The sequence below is a fragment of the Halalkaliarchaeum sp. AArc-GB genome (assembly GCF_031432225.1).
Classification (GTDB): domain Archaea; phylum Halobacteriota; class Halobacteria; order Halobacteriales; family Haloferacaceae; genus Halalkaliarchaeum.
In genome coordinates, this window is record NZ_JAVKGM010000003.1 from 149,666 (window position 1) to 165,823 (window position 16,158).

Consider the following 16,158-nt stretch of genomic DNA (forward strand, 5'->3'; position numbering starts at 1 on the left):
TCGAACGGGTCGCTGTCAGGCTGCGTCGTCGCCGGACTCCTCGCGGAGGACCTCCCGTTCGGTTTTCGTCAGCCCGTACAGGTATCCGAAGCCGACGGCGGCGGTGAAGACGACGATCGCGACGATCTGTTTTGCTTTCGCCGCCGCCGGCGCTTTTGCGAGCGACCACAGCCGACCCGGCAGAAACGAAAACAGCAGCTTGCCGAGGAATGCCGACTCGTCGCCCTGCGAATCGGGATAGAGGACGCTCATGATCCGTTTCGAGTAGCCCTGCCAAAACGACCGGAACACCAGCCACCGAAACTCGCCACGGTAGTCGAACAGTTTGTGACGTACCACCGCGTTCCTGTTGTACACGACGCCTTTCCCGTACCGCTCCCGCAAGCGGATTCCCACCGGGGCCTCGTGGGCCTGGATGTGTCGGTCGCCTTTCCGTCCCGTGTTCGGATCGTACCCGCCGACAGAACGGAACACCTCCCGTTTGTAGGAGATATTCGAACCGTAGGTGTTCCGAACCTCTTCCATGTGGTCGGCGAATCCCCGCTCCGTACAGCCGACGAGCCAGTAGAACTCTTCGGGGAAGAAGTCGGGCTTTTCAGTCACCCAGTCGGGTGCGACGTAGCCGCCGACCGCGATCGCGTCCGTGCGCTCGTAGGTGTCCACCAGCGTCTCGATCCACTCGGGTTCGGCGACGCCGTCGTCGTCGATGAAGGCGACGACGTCACCAGACGCGAGTTCTGCACCCTTCGTCCTGCTGTAAGAGATCCCGCGATTCTCCTCGTTGCAGTGGAGCACGACATCGCCCGTGAACTCGGTCGCCACTTCGCGTTCGTCCTCATATCGTTCCGCGACGTGTTCGAACACCTCCTCGTTCCCGTCGACGACCAAAACGACCTCGAGCGGGTCGTACGTCTGTGCGAGCACGCTATCGACTGCTTCGAAGAAGGGATCCAGCCGATCCATCGAATACGTACAGACGACGACCGAGACCTTCATTGGCCGCCGATTCACGCCTGCAGCGAATAAGAATTTCCTTCCGGCCGGCAGTCGAACGGAATATCCCCCCGGCCGATAGCTGATCGTGGACGACAGCACAGCCACAGAAGACGAGAGATGACAAGGCTTATGCGACTTTTGCCAGTCGTAGGGAACAATGAGTGAATCGAATGAGGAGACCGACGACGCCGGGACGTCGGTCCTCGAAACCCTCCAGGAGTACTATCACGTTCCGGTTCTCGGATTCCTCGTCGGCGTGATACTGTGGTTCCGCCTTCAGGCGTACGACAACTTCGTCGTCGGTGGCGAGGTGTACTTCCGCGGGAACGATCCGTGGTACCACTACCGGGAGACGATGTACGCCGTGGAGAACTACCCGAATACGATGCCCTATGAGGTCTGGACCGGGTTCCCGTACGGCCGCCTGGTCGGCCAGTTCGGGACGCTGTACGATCAGATCACCGCGACGATCATCCTGCTCGTCGGGCTCGGGAGTCCCACCGAGGCGCAGGCGATGAGCGTGATGCTCGTGATGGCACCCCTCTTCGGCGCGGCAGCAGCGATTCCGACGTATTTCATCTGTCGGCGTTTCGCCGGCCGGCTCGCGAGCCTCGTCGGGATCCTGGTGTTGGCTCTCCTTCCGGGAACGTTCCTCAGCTACACGCTCGTCGGGTTCTACGATCACCACGCGGCAGAAGTCTTCTTCCAGGCCGCTGCGGTGATCGGCCTACTGATCGCCTTCGCCGTCGCGGAACGGGAAAAACCCGTCTGGGAGCTCGTCGTCGACCGTGACACCGAGGCGCTGAAACGGCCCGCGAAGTGGGCGACCGGCGCCGGTGTACTGGTCGCGCTGTACATGTACACCTGGCAACCCGGCGTCCTCCTGGTCGGTATCGTCGGACTGTTCGTCGTCCTGAAGATGACCAGCGACGTCGCACACGGTGACAGCCCCGAACCGGCCGCCTTCGCGGCGGCCGTTTCGATGGGGGTTACGGGAGTGTTGATGGTGATCCCGCTCGATCGGTTCACGTTCGGCGTCACCGACTATTCGCTCACCCAGGTGTTCCTCCCGCTTGCGGTCGCCGGCGGTGCAGTGTTCCTCGCGTTCCTGGCCCGGCAGTGGGAACAGCGGGAGATCCAGCCGATGGCGTATCCGGTGGCCACGCTCGGTCTCATCGGGATTTCGGTCGGGATCTTCGCCGTTGTCCTCCCGGACGCCTGGAGCACGATCGAGACGAACCTCCTTCGGACAGTCGGCTTCAGTGCCGGGGCCGAGACGCGGACGATCGGCGAAGCGCAACCGTTCCTCGCGGAAAGCGTCCTCCAGCAGCAGGGAATGACGCCCGTCGAGCGGATTATCGAGGAGTACGGCCTCGCGTTCTTCATCGCCGCGCTGGGTGCGGTCACACTGCTCGCAAAGCCACTGATCGGAAGCGACGACACCAACGACACCGGTTACGCCGTCGCCGGCATCGCGGTCATCGGGACGGTCCTGCTTCTTCCCGCGATCCCAGGGGCGATCGGCGGAGTCCTCGGGATCGCCTGGCAGCTGGTCGGTCTTCTGATCGCTGCAGGGATCATCGCCGGTGCGTTTTATCGGGTCGAGTACGACGTCGAGGAGACGTTCCTCGTCGTCTGGGCGGCGTTCATCGCGAGTGCGGCGTTCACCCAGACCCGGTTCAACTACTATCTCGCAATCGTAGTCGTGGTCCTGACCGCCTACTTCCTGCAGGAACTTCTCGTCCGGATCGACCTCGCAGAGCCGTCGCTTGCCGACCTCAAGAACGTCAAGGGCTGGCAGGTGATGGTCGTGGGAACCGTCGTCGTTCTGCTTCTGGTCCCGCTCGTGGCGGTTGCCACTCCGGCATGGACAGCCGGTGCCGGTACCGGCCCAGGTGCAGTCACCCAGTGGGACGACAGCCTCGACTGGATGAGCGAGGAGACGCCCCATCCGGGCGAACTCGAAGGACACGACAACCCGATGGAGTACTACGGCACGTACGAACGCCCGGCAGACGGCGACTTCGACTATCCCGACGGCGCCTACGGCGTGCAATCCTGGTGGGACTACGGCCACTGGATAACCACGAGGGGAGAACGGATATCGAACGCCAACCCGTTCCAGCAGCACGCTACCGAGGCCGCGAACTTCCTGCTTGCACCCAGCGAGGACGACGCTCGTGACGTGCTCGCACGCCAAAGTGACGAAGGCGAGAACACCCGGTACGTGATGGTCGACTACCAGATGACCACGCCCGGCTCGAAGTTCGGCGCGCCGATCGTCTGGTACGACGAGAACCCCGACCTGGAGAGAGAGGACTTCTACACGACCATGTGGCAGCAGATTCAGGAGGGTGAACAGGAAGGTGGTGCACAGCCGGTCGGGTTCGTCCAGGAACAGCGCTACTACGAGAGCCTGATGGTCCGGCTCTACGAATACCACGGCAGCGCACAGGATCCGCGCCCGATCGTGATCCAGTGGGAGGAGCAAACGTACACCAACGTCGAAACCGGTGAAGAGATCGACGTCAAACAGATGCCCACCGGCGACGAGGAGTTCGTCCTCGAGTTCGACACGATGGAGGAGGCCGAGGAGTACATCGAGGAGAACGACAACGCCCAGATCGGTGGTGTCGGACCGTATCCCTCCGAGAGAGTGCCCGCACTCGAACACTACCGCCTGGTGAAGGCGAGCGACTCGTCTGCGATGATCCCCGGCACGGAGTACGTGAATCACCTCCAGCGGACTGTACAGATGACCGGACTCTCCCCCGATGCCCTGATCGAAACCCAGCCGCAGTGGGTGAAGACGTTCGAACGGGTTCCGGGTGCGACGATCGAAGGCGAGAACGCCACGCCCGGGGAAGAAGTCGTCGCGCAGGTACCGATGGAGGTGCCAGCCACCGGCGAGACGTTCACCTACACCCAGTACGCCACCGCAGACGAAGACGGCGAGTTCGAGTTCACCGTCCCGTACTCGACGATCGGCTACGACGAGTACGGGCCCGACAACGGCTACACCAACGTGAGCGTCCGGGCGACCGGCGAGTACGTGATAATGGAGGAGGGGATCGAAGAGCAGGACGGGGAGCTCGTTCAGTACGTCGACACGACCGACGTCCACGAAGGCCAGGTCGTCGGTGACGATCCCGACCCGGTCAGCGTAACGCTGGAACCCGAGGCGCTCGATCTCGGCCAAGCACCCGCCGAAGACGACGAAGAAAACGGCGCTGACGAGGAAACCAACGGCGAGGAGGAAACAACTGGTGACGACGAAACGAACGGCAACGATGAAACCAACGACGATGACGATTCCGACGGGAACGGCGACACCGACGAATCGCTCGCGGCGCCGACGCTCGTCGGGTGACCCCCGATCGTGACGTCCCCGCTCCGTAACCTGGTATCGGTGTTCCTGAAGGGCGCGTGCATGGGTGCGGCCGACGCTGTCCCGGGGGTTTCGGGGGGAACGATCGCGCTGATTACGGGGATCTACGAACGACTCGTCGCCGCGATCACGGCGATCGACGCCGAACGGATCAGGCGACTCCTCTCGGGACTCAACCCGCGAAACCTGCCGGACGCACGGGCGGCGTTCCTCGAGATAGACGGCCCGTTTCTGCTCGCGCTCGGGGTCGGGATCATGACCGCGGTCATCACCGTACTCCGGACGGTCGTATTTCTGCTCGACACCGTCCCGGTCGCCACATTCGCGTTCTTCTTCGGGCTGATCGGCGCCTCGGCGATCGTCCTCTTTGCGGACCTCTCGCTGGACACCCGAGGACGGAAGGCCGCCGCAGTCTCCGGGTTCCTCGCTGCGTTTCTCCTCTCGGGTGAGACGGCTGCCGGAGCCGACACCGGGGGACTGTTCGTCTTCGTCGCCGGTGCGATCGCCGTGAGCGCGATGGTTCTCCCGGGGGTGTCGGGATCGCTACTGTTGATCCTGCTGGGACAGTACGAGTACATGTCGCGGGCGCTGGAAGGGTTCGTCGACGCGCTGTTCGGACTGGGTATGGGCGGATCAACCGCCGCAGTCCTGGAGACGGCGCCGCCGGTGGTCATCTTCCTTTCTGGGGCCGTCGTCGGTCTCTTTACGGTCGCTCACGGGGTCCGATACGCGCTGGCACGCTACCGGAACGCCACGTTCGCGTTCCTGGTCGCACTGGTGGCAGGAGCGCTCCGGGCGCCGGTCGTCCAGGCCGATCTGGCGCTTTCGGAAGCCGGACGATCCTGGACGCCGTCGGTGCTGGCGACGTTTCTCGCTGCTGCAGCCGTCGGGGCGGCGATCGTCCTCGTGCTCGATCACTACGCTGGCGTCATGGACTACTACAGCGAGGAGCAGTCGATTTGACCGGATTGAAACGGCCGGTTACTCCAGGCGGTCACTCCAGGCGGTCACTCCCGGGGAACCGCGATGTCACGCATCCAGCCATCGCAGTTCGGACACGCCGCGGGGCCGTCGCTCGGGAGTTCCCTGTATCCACATTCGGTACACTCGTAGTAGTCGTACGTCGCTTCGTACGGATCAATACGCGAATTGTAAACTGTCACGTTATTCCAGGCCAATAGCGAACACTTTACGTTTCTCCTACTACACGTAGCTATACCTTGTAATATTAATATTAATTTAATAATCGGCGAGGGTTTTAGTAGCAGTACTCATGATAATTGGATAAATAACAAATAATCGTTCGTATCCGATTGGCGTTCTCCACGATCGTCGACCACTATCGCTGTCAGTAGGCGCACGTCAAGTACGGTCCACCTGAACAGTCTCTTCGACGATCATGCTCGGTCCAGCGCCGACCTCGATGAACTCCTCGGCGTCCGACAGAACGGTCTCGCCGATCTCGGAGTCGAACGCCGACGAGAGCGCGTCCTCGTCCTCGAAGTACAGTTCGAGAACGCCGTCGTACTCGCTTTTCTCCGGATCGGTCGGCAGGGACGTCACGTACCGTTTCACTCCGGGGAGATCCGCGGCGAGTGGACTGTGCGTTTCCAGCCAGTACTCGGCGAACTCGTCGTGGGTGAGGTCTGGCTTTTTGACGAGGAATTCGACTAGTTTGATCACACGTACGCCTCCCGGGGCCGGACCCTTCGTTCTATCGGCGGGGAGCTCTTGACGGTGGCGTAACACTCGCGCGAGTCGACTCCCGGAGTCACGTTTTTGTATTCAGATATCCCAGTTCGAGCTATGGGCGCAACAGTCCGAAAACCGACCCTGCGTACGTGCGAGCACTGCGGCCGCACGGAGGAATGGAACGACGAGGTCGAGTCCTGGCGCGTCAGTGCCGCCCCGGGAGAGCCGTTCTGCATTCACGAGTGGGACATCAACGGATCGTTCGTCCCGGTAGACAAGTAGTCCCGAACGGATACCCAGTAGTCGGAAGGCTCCCGTTTCGACACACGTTTACCGCCTGCGGATTTACCACGCCCCAATGAGCGACACGGCCGACCGTGAGGGGAGCGTCACGGTCGTCGGCACCGCCCACATCTCCTCGGCGAGCGTCGAAGAAGTCGAAGAGACGATCGACCGCGAACGACCCGACGTCGTCGCGGTCGAACTCGACGAAGGGCGCTACCGCCAGCTGCAAGGGGAAACCCCCGAAGACCTGGATGCATCAGATCTGCTGCGCGGCAACACCGTCTTCCAGTTTCTCGCGTACTGGATGCTCTCGTACGTGCAAACGAAGATGGGCGAGCGATTCGATGTCACCCCCGGCGCGGACATGATGGCGGCAGTCGAGACCGCAGAGGGGTTGAACCTCGATGTCGCGCTGGTCGATCGCGAGATCCAGACCACGATCCAGCGGTTCTGGGCCCGGATGAGCCTCACGGAGAAGCTCCGTATGATCGGCGGGCTCGCATTCGGCGTCGGCGACAGTCGGGCGGCCGGGCTCGTCCTCGGACTCGCGATCGGAATCGTCGCGGGGCCGATCATCGCGCTGTTCGGCGGTTCATTCGGCGTCACGGATGCGCTGCTTGTCCGGGTGACGGGCGCCGCTCTCGTCGGGATCGCCGCGGCGTATCTCGTCGACCGTCTCGGTCGCGGGAGCCTCTCACCCGACGGTCGGCTGTTCGCGGCGATCGGCGGTGGGGGACTGCTCGGTATCGGCCTTCTCCTGACGGGAGTCGTCGACCCGTACGTCGAGGCGTATCTCGGCGGGTTCGTGGTCAACGCGGTCGGCTCGCTAACCCTCGGGATCACGACAGGGATTCTGGTCGGCGGCGTCGTAGCGCTGTTTCTCGGCCTGTTCGAGGACGATCGCCCCGAAGAGGGCGGCCTCGAGGAACTCTCGATGGAGGAGCTCACCGACACCGACGTGGTGTCGATGATGATGGAGGAGTTCAGACAGTTCAGCCCGGGCGGGGCGGAGGCGCTCATCGACGAACGCGACGCCTACATCGCCCACAAACTCGTCGCACTTCGGGAAGCCGGCTACCACGTCGTCGCAGTCGTGGGCGCCGGCCATCAGGCGGGAATCGAACGTTATCTCCGGGAGCCGGAGGCGCTGCCGCCGATGGAGGAGCTCACCGGCACCGAACGGGGGCGGGGAATTCCATGGTTCAAGGTGATCGGCGTGGTCTTCTCGATCGGGTTCGTTGCCTTCTTCCTGCTGCTCGCGATGGCTGGGGTCCGGGACGGCTTCCTGCTGCGGCTGTTCGCGGCGTGGTTCCTCATAAACGCCGTGTTTGCGTTCTCGCTCGCGAAGCTGGCGGGAGCGCGGTGGACCTCGGCGGGCGTCGGCGGTGCGGTGGCCTGGCTCACGTCGATCAATCCAATGCTTGCGCCGGGCTGGTTCGCGGGGTACGCCGAACTGCGTCACCTCAGAGTGAACGTCGGTGACATCACTCGGCTCAACGAGATCCTCTCTGACGAAACCCGCCCTGTCTCCGAGATCGTCTCCGAGATGTTCGACGTCCCGCTGTTCCGGCTCATCATGGTCGTCGCAATGACGAACGTCGGGAGCATGATCGCCACGTTCCTGTTTGCGACGTACGTGCTTCCGATGTTCTTCGCCGAACTGGGCGGTGTCGAGGCAGTCGGTCGGGAGATGGTTCGTGGGGCTCAAAACAGTGCAGACCTGATCTGGAGGACGATCACATGAGCCGACACGGTCGCGGACGCGACGCCTACGGCGTACGGATCGGGCAACTCCAGTTCAGCCAGTCGGAGCTGCAGGATCTGCTCGTCGCGTGGCTGGCGCTCGGGGTCGCGTTCGCGCTGTTTTTCGTCGGCGGGGCCGCGAACATCGACCGGCTGCTCGCCGGCGGGATCGTCATCCCCGTGTTGGTGAGCCTCTTTACGGCCGGACTCGGCTTCCTGTTGCACGAACTGGCTCACAAAGTGGTCGCAGTCCACTACGACCAGGTCGCCGCCTTCGAGGCCGATTACGGAATGTTGTTCCTTGCGGTTATGAGCGCCCTCCTGGGCTTTATCTTCGCCGCCCCCGGCGCAGTCGTCCATCGTGGACGGTTGACGCTGCGACAGCACGGGCTGATCGCGCTCGCGGGTCCAGTGACGAACGTGATTCTTACAGCGCTGTTCATTCCGGTGATGGTACTCGGCGTTCTGTTCGGCTCCGACCTCATCTGGCTGCTCGGCTCCCGGGGCTTTGCGATCAACATCTTCCTGGCGGCCTTCAACTTGATCCCGTACGGCCCGCTCGACGGCAAGACCGTCATCCAGTGGAGCAAACTCGTCTGGGTCGTCTTCTTCGTTCCGACGGTCGTTATCGCCGTCGTCTCCGTGTTCGGCTACGGGCTCGGTTTCGGCGGGAGCTTCTGAACTGCAGCTCTCGTCGGGGGCTCCGCCTCGAAACTGCTAGATGTGCCCGTCTGAACCCGCTCGTCGGAACGGAGTCCTTTTCTCGGTGCCGGTCGCTCCTCGAAGCATGAGCGACGACGCCGACGTAAACTCCGGCGAGCGGGGGAACAATGAGACGACCGGGAACGACGAACTGACCTACGCCGACGCCGGCGTCGACATCGCCGCGAGCGAGTCGGCGACGGCGTCGCTCGTCGACGCAGTCGGTGATACCGCTGGCGACTACGCCGGCCTGCTGGACATCGGCGACCGGTATCTCGGCCTCGCCACCGACGGCGTGGGCACCAAGCTGCTCGTCGCGGAGGCGCTCGGGGACTACTCGACGATCGGCATCGACTGCATCGCGATGAACGTAAACGACCTCGTCGCCGCCGGGATCAGACCGGTCGCATTCGTCGATTACCTCGCAGTCGACGAACCGGACGACGACGTCTCGGCCCAGGTCGGTCGGGGGCTCGCGGAGGGGGCCGAACGGGCAGACGTCGAACTCGTCGGTGGCGAAACCGCGGTGATGCCGGAAGTGATCAAAGGGCTTGACCTCGCGGGGACTGCCGCAGGACTCGCCCACAAGGACGCGCTCTTCGAGGGGGGAGCCGAGGCGGGAGACGCGCTCGTCGGGTTTCGCTCGTCGGGGATCCACTCCAACGGGTTGACGCTGGCACGGGCGGCGACGACCGATCGCCACGAGTACACCGATCCGTGTCCGTTTACGGGCTACGAGACGGTCGGCGAGGCACTGTTGGAACCGACGCGGATCTACACCGACCTGCTGGAGCCGATGCGGGACCACGGCGTCCGGGGGGCCGCCCACGTAACCGGCGGGGGATGGCGCAACCTGACGCGGCTCGGAGAGTATCGATACGCGATCGAGGACGCATTTGACCCCCATCCGGTGTTCGGGTTCGTCCAGCGCGAGGGGAACGTCAGCGACCAGGAGATGTACGCCACGTTCAACATGGGCACGGGATTCGTCGCCGCCGTCGACGCCGATCGCGCCGACGAACTCGCGGCGGCGACCGACGGGCGAGTGATCGGACGCGTCGAAGAAGGGGAAGGCGTCGCTGTCGAGGGAATCGAACTGTCAGCAGAGTAATACCGGGGGGAATTGGGAATCGGTTCGCCGTCTTCCGGAATCGATTTCCCGGTCCCGACCGCCACCTGACGTATGGACGTACAAACGGTAGCGTCGCTGTCGCCCGAGCGCAGGCGGGCGTTCTTCGAGCGCGACGCCGGGGTGGAGTCAATCCGCGGTGACGTCCGCGAGATACTCGAGAGAGTTCGCGAGGAGGGCGACGTCGCGCTCCGGGAGTTCTCGAGCCGGTTCGACGGCGTCGACGTCGGAAACATCGACGTCACCGCCGAGGCGGAGCGAGCCGTCGAGGAGGTCGACGACGACGTGCTCGTGGCGATCCGGACGGCGATCGACAACGTCGAGACGTTCCACGAGCGACAGGTGCCCGACGACTGGCGGGCGGAGATCGACGGTCGAGAACTGGGGCGACGGTTCCGTCCGATCGAACGGGCCGGCGTCTACGTTCCCGGCGGGACCGCAGCGTATCCCTCCTCGGCGATCATGGGAATCGTGCCGGCCCGCGTCGCCGGCGTCGAACACGTGGCGGTCGCGACCCCGCCCGCAGAAGAAATGAACCCGGCGACACTCGCGGCGATCGCCGAAGCCGGCGCAGACGCAGTCTACGCCGTCGGTGGCGCACAGGCGGTCGGGGCGCTGGCATACGGGACGGAGACGGTCTCGGCAGTCCAGAAGGTCGTCGGACCCGGGAACAAGTGGGTCACCGCCGCCAAGGCCGAAGTGCGTGGCGACGTCGAGATCGACTTCCTCGCGGGCCCGAGCGAGGTGCTCGTCGTCGCCGACGACAGTGCGGACCCAAAACTCGTCGCCGCCGAACTCGTGACGCAGGCCGAACACGACCCGAACGCCTCGGTCGTGGCCGTAACCGACGATTCCGACCTCGCCGAGGAGATCGCAGCCGAAGCCGAGAGCCAGGCCGGCGACCATACTCGGGAGGAGATCATCAGGGAGGCGTTCGACCACGACGCGAGCGGGGTACTCGTGGCCCGGTCGATGTCCGAGGCGACGCTGTTCGCCGAGGAGTACGCCGCAGAGCACCTCGTCGTCCTCGCGGCGGACGACGAGGCGATGCTCGACCGGATTCCAAGTGCCGGCAGCGCGTTCCTGGGGCCGTACACGCCCGTCGCCGCCGGGGATTACGCCTCCGGAACGAACCACGTCTTGCCGACGAACGGGAACGCGAAGCTGTACGGCGGTCTGTCGGTCGATAGCTTCCTCCGGTCGACGACGGTCCAGCGCCTCGACGAAGACGCGCTTTCGGCCCTCTCCGAGACCATCACGACGCTCGCGGAGGCCGAGGGACTGGGCGCTCACGCCGAGAGCGTCCGCAAGCGGTTCGAGTGAACTCCGAACGTCAAAACAGGGCAAAAAGGCCCCACACCGCCACAATACACTTAACGGGAGACCCCGTATGCGGCGGTAGTGGCATCCCGACAGCGTCGTTCGGGTGCTGAAAAGGCGCCCGGTATCGGTACGCAGGGTACTGTTGGTACACCGCCGCGTTCCCCCCGCCGGACGGGGGATTCCCCGACCCCGGTTCGCCGCGGTCCGGAGGACCCGCCAGTCCGCGATCCCGCCGTATACGCCCAGACGGACCATTTCCGCGGCAGAATCCACCAGCAGGGGAGATACGTCTCCCCCTCGGTCGTGAGCGAAGCGATCGAACGAGGCCAACTCCGGTGGAACACGAGCGACGGCTGGCGGTTCGCCCTCGTTCGCGACGGCGTCAGGTTCGTCGTCGTGGTCGGCGACACCGACACGCCATCCCCGGTCGTCGTGACTGGGTGGACGGAGATCGACGACTGGGAGACCGCGGTCGGCTCCGGTCGGTGGACGCCGACGGACGTCAACACGATCCAGCTCCGGGCGGATCTCAGCGAATCGCCCGACGAGCAGATCCCCGGCCGAATCCGCCCCCGCGCCGTCGACCGCCCGTTCGAACTCGGCGACCATCGGATCCGGACCGAGCCCGGCGAAAGCCACGTCACCTGCGTCGACTGTGGCGGCCAGTTCCGCTCGAAAAACGCGATCCTCACCCGACACTGTCGGCGGTAGCGACGACGGGACAGACATGGAGAAGGACCGTCCGGACCCACGCGAATTCTACGATTCCTACGGACGAGACGAGTGGCATCGTCTCGAAACCGGAATCGACGGTTCGCTCGAATTCGAAGCGACGACAGCCACGCTTCGAGAGCAGTTACCGGCTGACGGACAGGTTCTCGACGCCGGCGGGGGCGCCGGTCGGTACGCGGTCTGGCTTGCCGAGCGCGGATACGAGGTGACCCTGATCGATCTCAGCAAACGTCAGACCGAACTTGCCCGGGAATACACGGCGGAGAACGGCGTCTCCGAAGCCGTGTCGGTCGTCAGGGGATCGATTACGGATCTCGGAGCAGACGACGGGAGTTTCGACGCGACGTGCTGTCTCGGCGGGCCACTCTCGCATCTCCTCGAGAAACGGCAGCGAACGCGAGCGGCACGGGAGCTACAACGCGTTACCGTGCCGGATGGTCCGGTGTTCGCGTCAGTGATCGGGTTGCTCGGGTTCGTCCAGTTGTATCTCGCAACGGGCTACCAGCTGGAACTGCTGCCCGATCTCCTCGATCACGGCAATTACGATGGCAGACTTCTGACAAAATACGACGACGAACAGCCGTTCACGGATACACACCTGTTCCGGAAAGACGAGTTGAAGGCGTTGCTTTCGAAGGCTGGGCTGACAGTCGAAGAGGTCGTCGGGCTCGAGGGGCTGGGGTCGCTGTTTCACGACGCGACGATCCGAAAGAACGTTGCGGAGCTATCGACCGCCGAACTGGATGCCCTGAAAGACGTCGTTCGCGAAACAAACGACGACCCAGTCGTAACGGACCTCTCGATTCACATGCTGGCTGTCTCGCGGGTCTGAACCGCGATCACCGCTCACGGAACCGGTCGGACTACTTCTCTGCGAGCAGCGAGACGCTTGCGACGCCGTACTTCTCACAGGCGTTGGCGGCCTGTTCGGAGACGAACTCGTAGTCGGTGTTCTCTCGGAGTTCCATCACGTCGAAGCCGGCGGCTTCGATGGTCTCCGTGTAGCTGTCGACCTGGCTCGCGCCGCCGATGCAGGCCGCCCACAGGTCGGCGTCGGATTTGATCCCGTCCGGAAGCTGGCGTTCGCTGACGATGTCGGCCAGCGCGAGCCGCCCACCCGGCTCCAACACTCGGTAGGCCTCCTCGAACACCGTCTGTTTCTCCGGTGAGAGATTGATGACGCCGTTAGAGACGACGGCGTCGAACGATTCGTCCGCGAACTCGAGGTCCTCGATGTGGCCGTTCCGAATCTGGACGTTGTGGAACCCGCCCTCCTCGGCGAGCCGGCGCGCCTTCTCGATCTGTGCCTCGGTCATGTCAACTCCCATGACGTCGCCCGTTTCGGTCACGGAGAGTGCCGCAACGAAGCAGTCCATCCCGGCCCCGCTGCCGAGATCCAGGACCCGCTCCCCGGGACGAAGGTCCACCAGATCGAAGTAGTAGCCGACCCCCGCAAACGAGTCGATCGCTTCCCGCGGAACGCGATCGAGAACGTCGGGATCGTAGCCGAGCCGTTCGGCCAGTTCCCGGCCGGTCTCGAAGTGAAACTCCCCCTGTGAGGACTCCGCGACGTCCCGGTACATCGACTTGACCTCGCGTTCGAGTTTCGTAGTGTCCAGCGATTCGGTCATGAATCACACCTCGTTCGATCTCACTCGACCACCAGTTCGGTCGAGAGAGGCACCTCGTTCGAGAAATTGTCGACGAGCGGCGAGGTGGCCTCCACGCGATCGCGCAGGTCGGCGAGTTCCTCCTCGGACGCGTCCGCCCGTATATACGTGGTGCAGGTAACGCCGTCGTAGCCGGCGCGAACGTCGTCGCTGATCCCCAGGAAGCCGCGGAGGTCGACGTCCCCCTCCATCTCGAACCGGAGGTCGTCGAGTTCGATTCCCATCGCCGCCGCGTTTGCCGCGTACCCGACGCTGAGACACGAGCCGAGCGCGGCAAGCAGGAGTTCGACGGCGTTCGGGGCGGTTCTCTCGCCGAGGATCTGTTCCGGTTCGTCACCCTCGATGTGGAACTCCCGGGTTCTGATTCGCTCGCCGGCCTGATCGAACTCGTCGATCGAGGTCACACATTTCAACGCGTCCGTCCATTCGGTTTCGGCGTAAAACCGGAACTGCCCGGCCGATGGGTCCTCCGAAATCGCGTCGATTGTTTCGGTGAGTTGCTCTACGTCCACTCCGTTCTTCGATTCCGTCGGTTCCGTTGATGCCATGATGAACTCCTCTGTACACAGCGGAGACGCGTCAGGGGGAGTTCGATCCTCCCGGATTCGACTGCACGGCGACGTGCAGACGCCCGGATCGAACTGTAGTTGTGAACTGTGGGTGCCCATCCTCTGCGGAACTCCGCTGTTCTTTACAGAATAGTGGCCGAAGGACTGTGTAGCTAATTCGTGCAAATATTTCACAAGGTGACGGAATTGCACCTACTGAAACGGACGCGTGCGTGACCTGAACGAAACAGGAAACGAAGCCGGCAGTCGGCCGGTACTTGGACGGAAATCGGCAGTCGGCCGGTACTACGGACGATAGATAAACGAGACGGAGACAGCTTACGAAAGCTCGGCCGTCGAGCGATCGTGGAATGCACGGACGTACGACGCGAGGTCGAACTGATCTGCTTCGACTTCGTGGAGGGCCCGCATCGTCGAGGGGCTGACGGTCGGAGACAACAGGAGTGACGCGCCGCCGGTCGCGGTCCGGGACAACAGCCAGTCGGTGGCCGTCGCGATCGGCCCCCACCGCGTGTCGGTGCGGACGACAGCCGCCCGCCAGGCGGTCTCCCGGGCCCTCCGCAGCGTCGACGCAGACCACCGTTCGTCGAGTCCGGCCATCCGTTCTCCAACCTGCGAGAGACCGGGTGCGTACCGTTCGGCGAGAAGTTCCCGCTGGACCGAAACGAGTCGGGCGAGGGTGTCGTCCACTCGACGATGATCCTCGTACTTCGACTCCCGGTCGGGATCCAGACCCACGTCCGTAAGTGTCAACGCCAGGTCGTACACGATGTGTGCATTGATACCGAGAAACGCGTCCTGTACCACCAGCGCGTCCCCCCGAACCGCGGTCCCGAACGAGACGATCCAGGGATCGGGGACCATAGCGTACTTGCCTGTCTCGAAGTCGCGGAACGCCCGGCGGTAGTACTCCGCAAAGCAAACGAGGTAGCGCCGCATCCACTCGGCGTCGTCGAATCGGCCGTCGCCGATCTCTCGGGCCGTGTGTGTCGTCATCTCCGTGTAGACCGTGAGAAAGATCGATCGACGATCCCCCCGCTGGACGAGCAATCGTTCGAGCTCCCCAAGTCTGTCGGCGACGTCATCGACGGACGCAAACGGTTCTGTGACGAGATCAAGCACGGCCGGATCCGACGATCCACCGACGGCGAAGTCAGCCGTGTCCAGTCTGATACCGCGCCATAACTGGCGACGGACGTCGGAGTCGAGCCACCACGGGGAAACGCTCGCGTCGTTCATCTCGACTCACTGTTATCTTTCATCAGGACAAACTCGATCTATACGGCCAAGTAGTTTCTGCGCGATCGTCCCGTCACATGTCGCCCCCGTATCGACCCCGCCCCTGCCGGTCTGCCGCCCTGAACTGTTTTGTTGATCCGCCCCTACTTAACTCCATGAGCGAAATCGATCCCGACACCTTGTTGCCGAGCGATCGAATGGTCCAGCAGGCCCTCGAAGGTGAGGTCACACAGATCCACCGCGGCCAGCAGTACGCCGAGGAGGGCGACACCTTCGGAATCGAGAACGCTACCTTCGAGGTGGTCGCCGTCGAAAAGCGGACGCTCGGCGACCTCACTGACGCCGACGCCCGGGCCGAGGGGCACCGCGATCTAGAGCAGTATCGACAGACGCTCGAGCGTGCCCACGAGGGATTCGAGTGGGACGACGGCTCCGAGGTCGTCCGCCATCGGTTCGAACGTCTGGAGTAGGGACAGGGGCCGCGTGTCCCTTGTGGCAGCGACCTCGGCGGTCCCGTCGTTTTCGAAGAACGTGGAAGGACGAGCGAAGCGAGCCCTCGACAACTCTGGCTGGTCGGAAGACTTTGACATCCTCCCCGCGCTAAACAGTAGTTGCCGAACCTCTCAAAAACAGAGTGTCCCGAGGCCACCGATCTTCGAGACCAGAGCTGTCCTTATACAGTCTGTTATC

The 16,158-nt window shown here is 63.6% G+C and carries 16 protein-coding genes; 10 read left to right on the plus strand and 6 right to left on the minus strand.

Features of this window, described 5'->3' with window-relative positions; translation table 11 throughout:
• Positions 1-15: 15 nt before the first annotated feature.
• Complete coding sequence (gene aglG, locus RH858_RS05510) at positions 16-996, minus strand: glucosyl-dolichyl phosphate glucuronosyltransferase (protein ID WP_259535741.1); 981 nt, start codon at positions 994-996, stop codon at positions 16-18.
• Positions 997-1,153: 157 nt separating this feature from the next.
• Between aglG and RH858_RS05515 the strand changes: the two genes are divergently transcribed.
• A complete protein-coding gene (locus RH858_RS05515; protein ID WP_310561306.1) occupies positions 1,154-4,366 on the plus strand; it encodes an oligosaccharyl transferase, archaeosortase A system-associated in 3,213 nt (1,070 codons plus the stop codon).
• A gap of 60 nt (positions 4,367-4,426) precedes the next feature.
• Entirely contained in the window at positions 4,427-5,347 is a 921-nt protein-coding gene (locus tag RH858_RS05520; protein ID WP_310561326.1) for a DUF368 domain-containing protein, read from the plus strand.
• 44 nt (positions 5,348-5,391) lie between these two features.
• On the opposite strand, the gene RH858_RS05525 is transcribed toward RH858_RS05520, so the two are convergent.
• Both RH858_RS05525 and RH858_RS05530 read right to left on the minus strand, forming a co-directional pair.
• Positions 5,392-5,547, minus strand: a complete 156-nt coding sequence (locus tag RH858_RS05525; RefSeq protein WP_259535737.1) for a rubrerythrin-like domain-containing protein — start codon at positions 5,545-5,547, stop codon at positions 5,392-5,394.
• Between the two features lie 199 nt (positions 5,548-5,746).
• A complete protein-coding gene (locus tag RH858_RS05530; protein WP_310561307.1) occupies positions 5,747-6,067 on the minus strand; it encodes an EthD family reductase in 321 nt (106 codons plus the stop codon).
• Positions 6,068-6,190: 123 nt separating this feature from the next.
• On the opposite strand from RH858_RS05530, the gene RH858_RS05535 reads away from it, so the two are divergent.
• From RH858_RS05535 to RH858_RS05565, 7 genes are all read left to right on the plus strand, one after another.
• A complete protein-coding gene (locus RH858_RS05535; protein WP_259535733.1) occupies positions 6,191-6,358 on the plus strand; it encodes an HEWD family protein in 168 nt (55 codons plus the stop codon).
• Positions 6,359-6,434: 76 nt separating this feature from the next.
• Positions 6,435-8,105: a TraB/GumN family protein gene (locus RH858_RS05540; RefSeq protein WP_310561308.1), complete on the plus strand. Its 1,671-nt coding sequence runs from the start codon at positions 6,435-6,437 to the stop codon at positions 8,103-8,105.
• Positions 8,102-8,785, plus strand: a complete 684-nt coding sequence (locus tag RH858_RS05545) for a metalloprotease (RefSeq protein ID WP_259535730.1) — start codon at positions 8,102-8,104, stop codon at positions 8,783-8,785. The genes RH858_RS05540 and RH858_RS05545 overlap by 4 nt, the downstream gene beginning before the upstream one ends.
• Before the next feature lie 106 nt (positions 8,786-8,891).
• Positions 8,892-9,917, plus strand: coding sequence for a phosphoribosylformylglycinamidine cyclo-ligase (gene purM, locus RH858_RS05550; RefSeq protein WP_310561309.1), 1,026 nt, complete (start codon positions 8,892-8,894; stop codon positions 9,915-9,917).
• Positions 9,918-9,989: 72 nt separating this feature from the next.
• A complete protein-coding gene (gene hisD, locus RH858_RS05555; RefSeq protein WP_259535726.1) occupies positions 9,990-11,258 on the plus strand; it encodes a histidinol dehydrogenase in 1,269 nt (422 codons plus the stop codon).
• 303 nt (positions 11,259-11,561) lie between these two features.
• Positions 11,562-11,969 carry a hypothetical protein gene (locus tag RH858_RS05560; protein ID WP_259535724.1) on the plus strand — a complete coding sequence of 136 codons (408 nt, stop codon included), beginning with the start codon at positions 11,562-11,564 and terminating at the stop codon, positions 11,967-11,969.
• Positions 11,970-11,985: 16 nt separating this feature from the next.
• Positions 11,986-12,822 carry a class I SAM-dependent methyltransferase gene (locus RH858_RS05565; protein WP_310561310.1) on the plus strand — a complete coding sequence of 279 codons (837 nt, stop codon included), beginning with the start codon at positions 11,986-11,988 and terminating at the stop codon, positions 12,820-12,822.
• Between the two features lie 31 nt (positions 12,823-12,853).
• Here the strand turns inward: RH858_RS05565 and RH858_RS05570 are convergent, their stop codons facing one another.
• The 3 genes from RH858_RS05570 to RH858_RS05580 form a co-directional block, all read right to left on the minus strand.
• Entirely contained in the window at positions 12,854-13,621 is a 768-nt protein-coding gene (locus RH858_RS05570) for a methyltransferase domain-containing protein (protein WP_310561311.1), read from the minus strand.
• A gap of 20 nt (positions 13,622-13,641) precedes the next feature.
• Entirely contained in the window at positions 13,642-14,208 is a 567-nt protein-coding gene (locus RH858_RS05575; RefSeq protein ID WP_310561312.1) for an OsmC family protein, read from the minus strand.
• 339 nt (positions 14,209-14,547) lie between these two features.
• A complete protein-coding gene (locus tag RH858_RS05580) occupies positions 14,548-15,468 on the minus strand; it encodes a DUF5995 family protein (RefSeq protein ID WP_259535716.1) in 921 nt (306 codons plus the stop codon).
• A gap of 155 nt (positions 15,469-15,623) precedes the next feature.
• Between RH858_RS05580 and RH858_RS05585 the strand changes: the two genes are divergently transcribed.
• Complete coding sequence (locus RH858_RS05585) at positions 15,624-15,938, plus strand: ASCH domain-containing protein (RefSeq protein ID WP_310561313.1); 315 nt, start codon at positions 15,624-15,626, stop codon at positions 15,936-15,938.
• Positions 15,939-16,158: the final 220 nt, after the last annotated feature.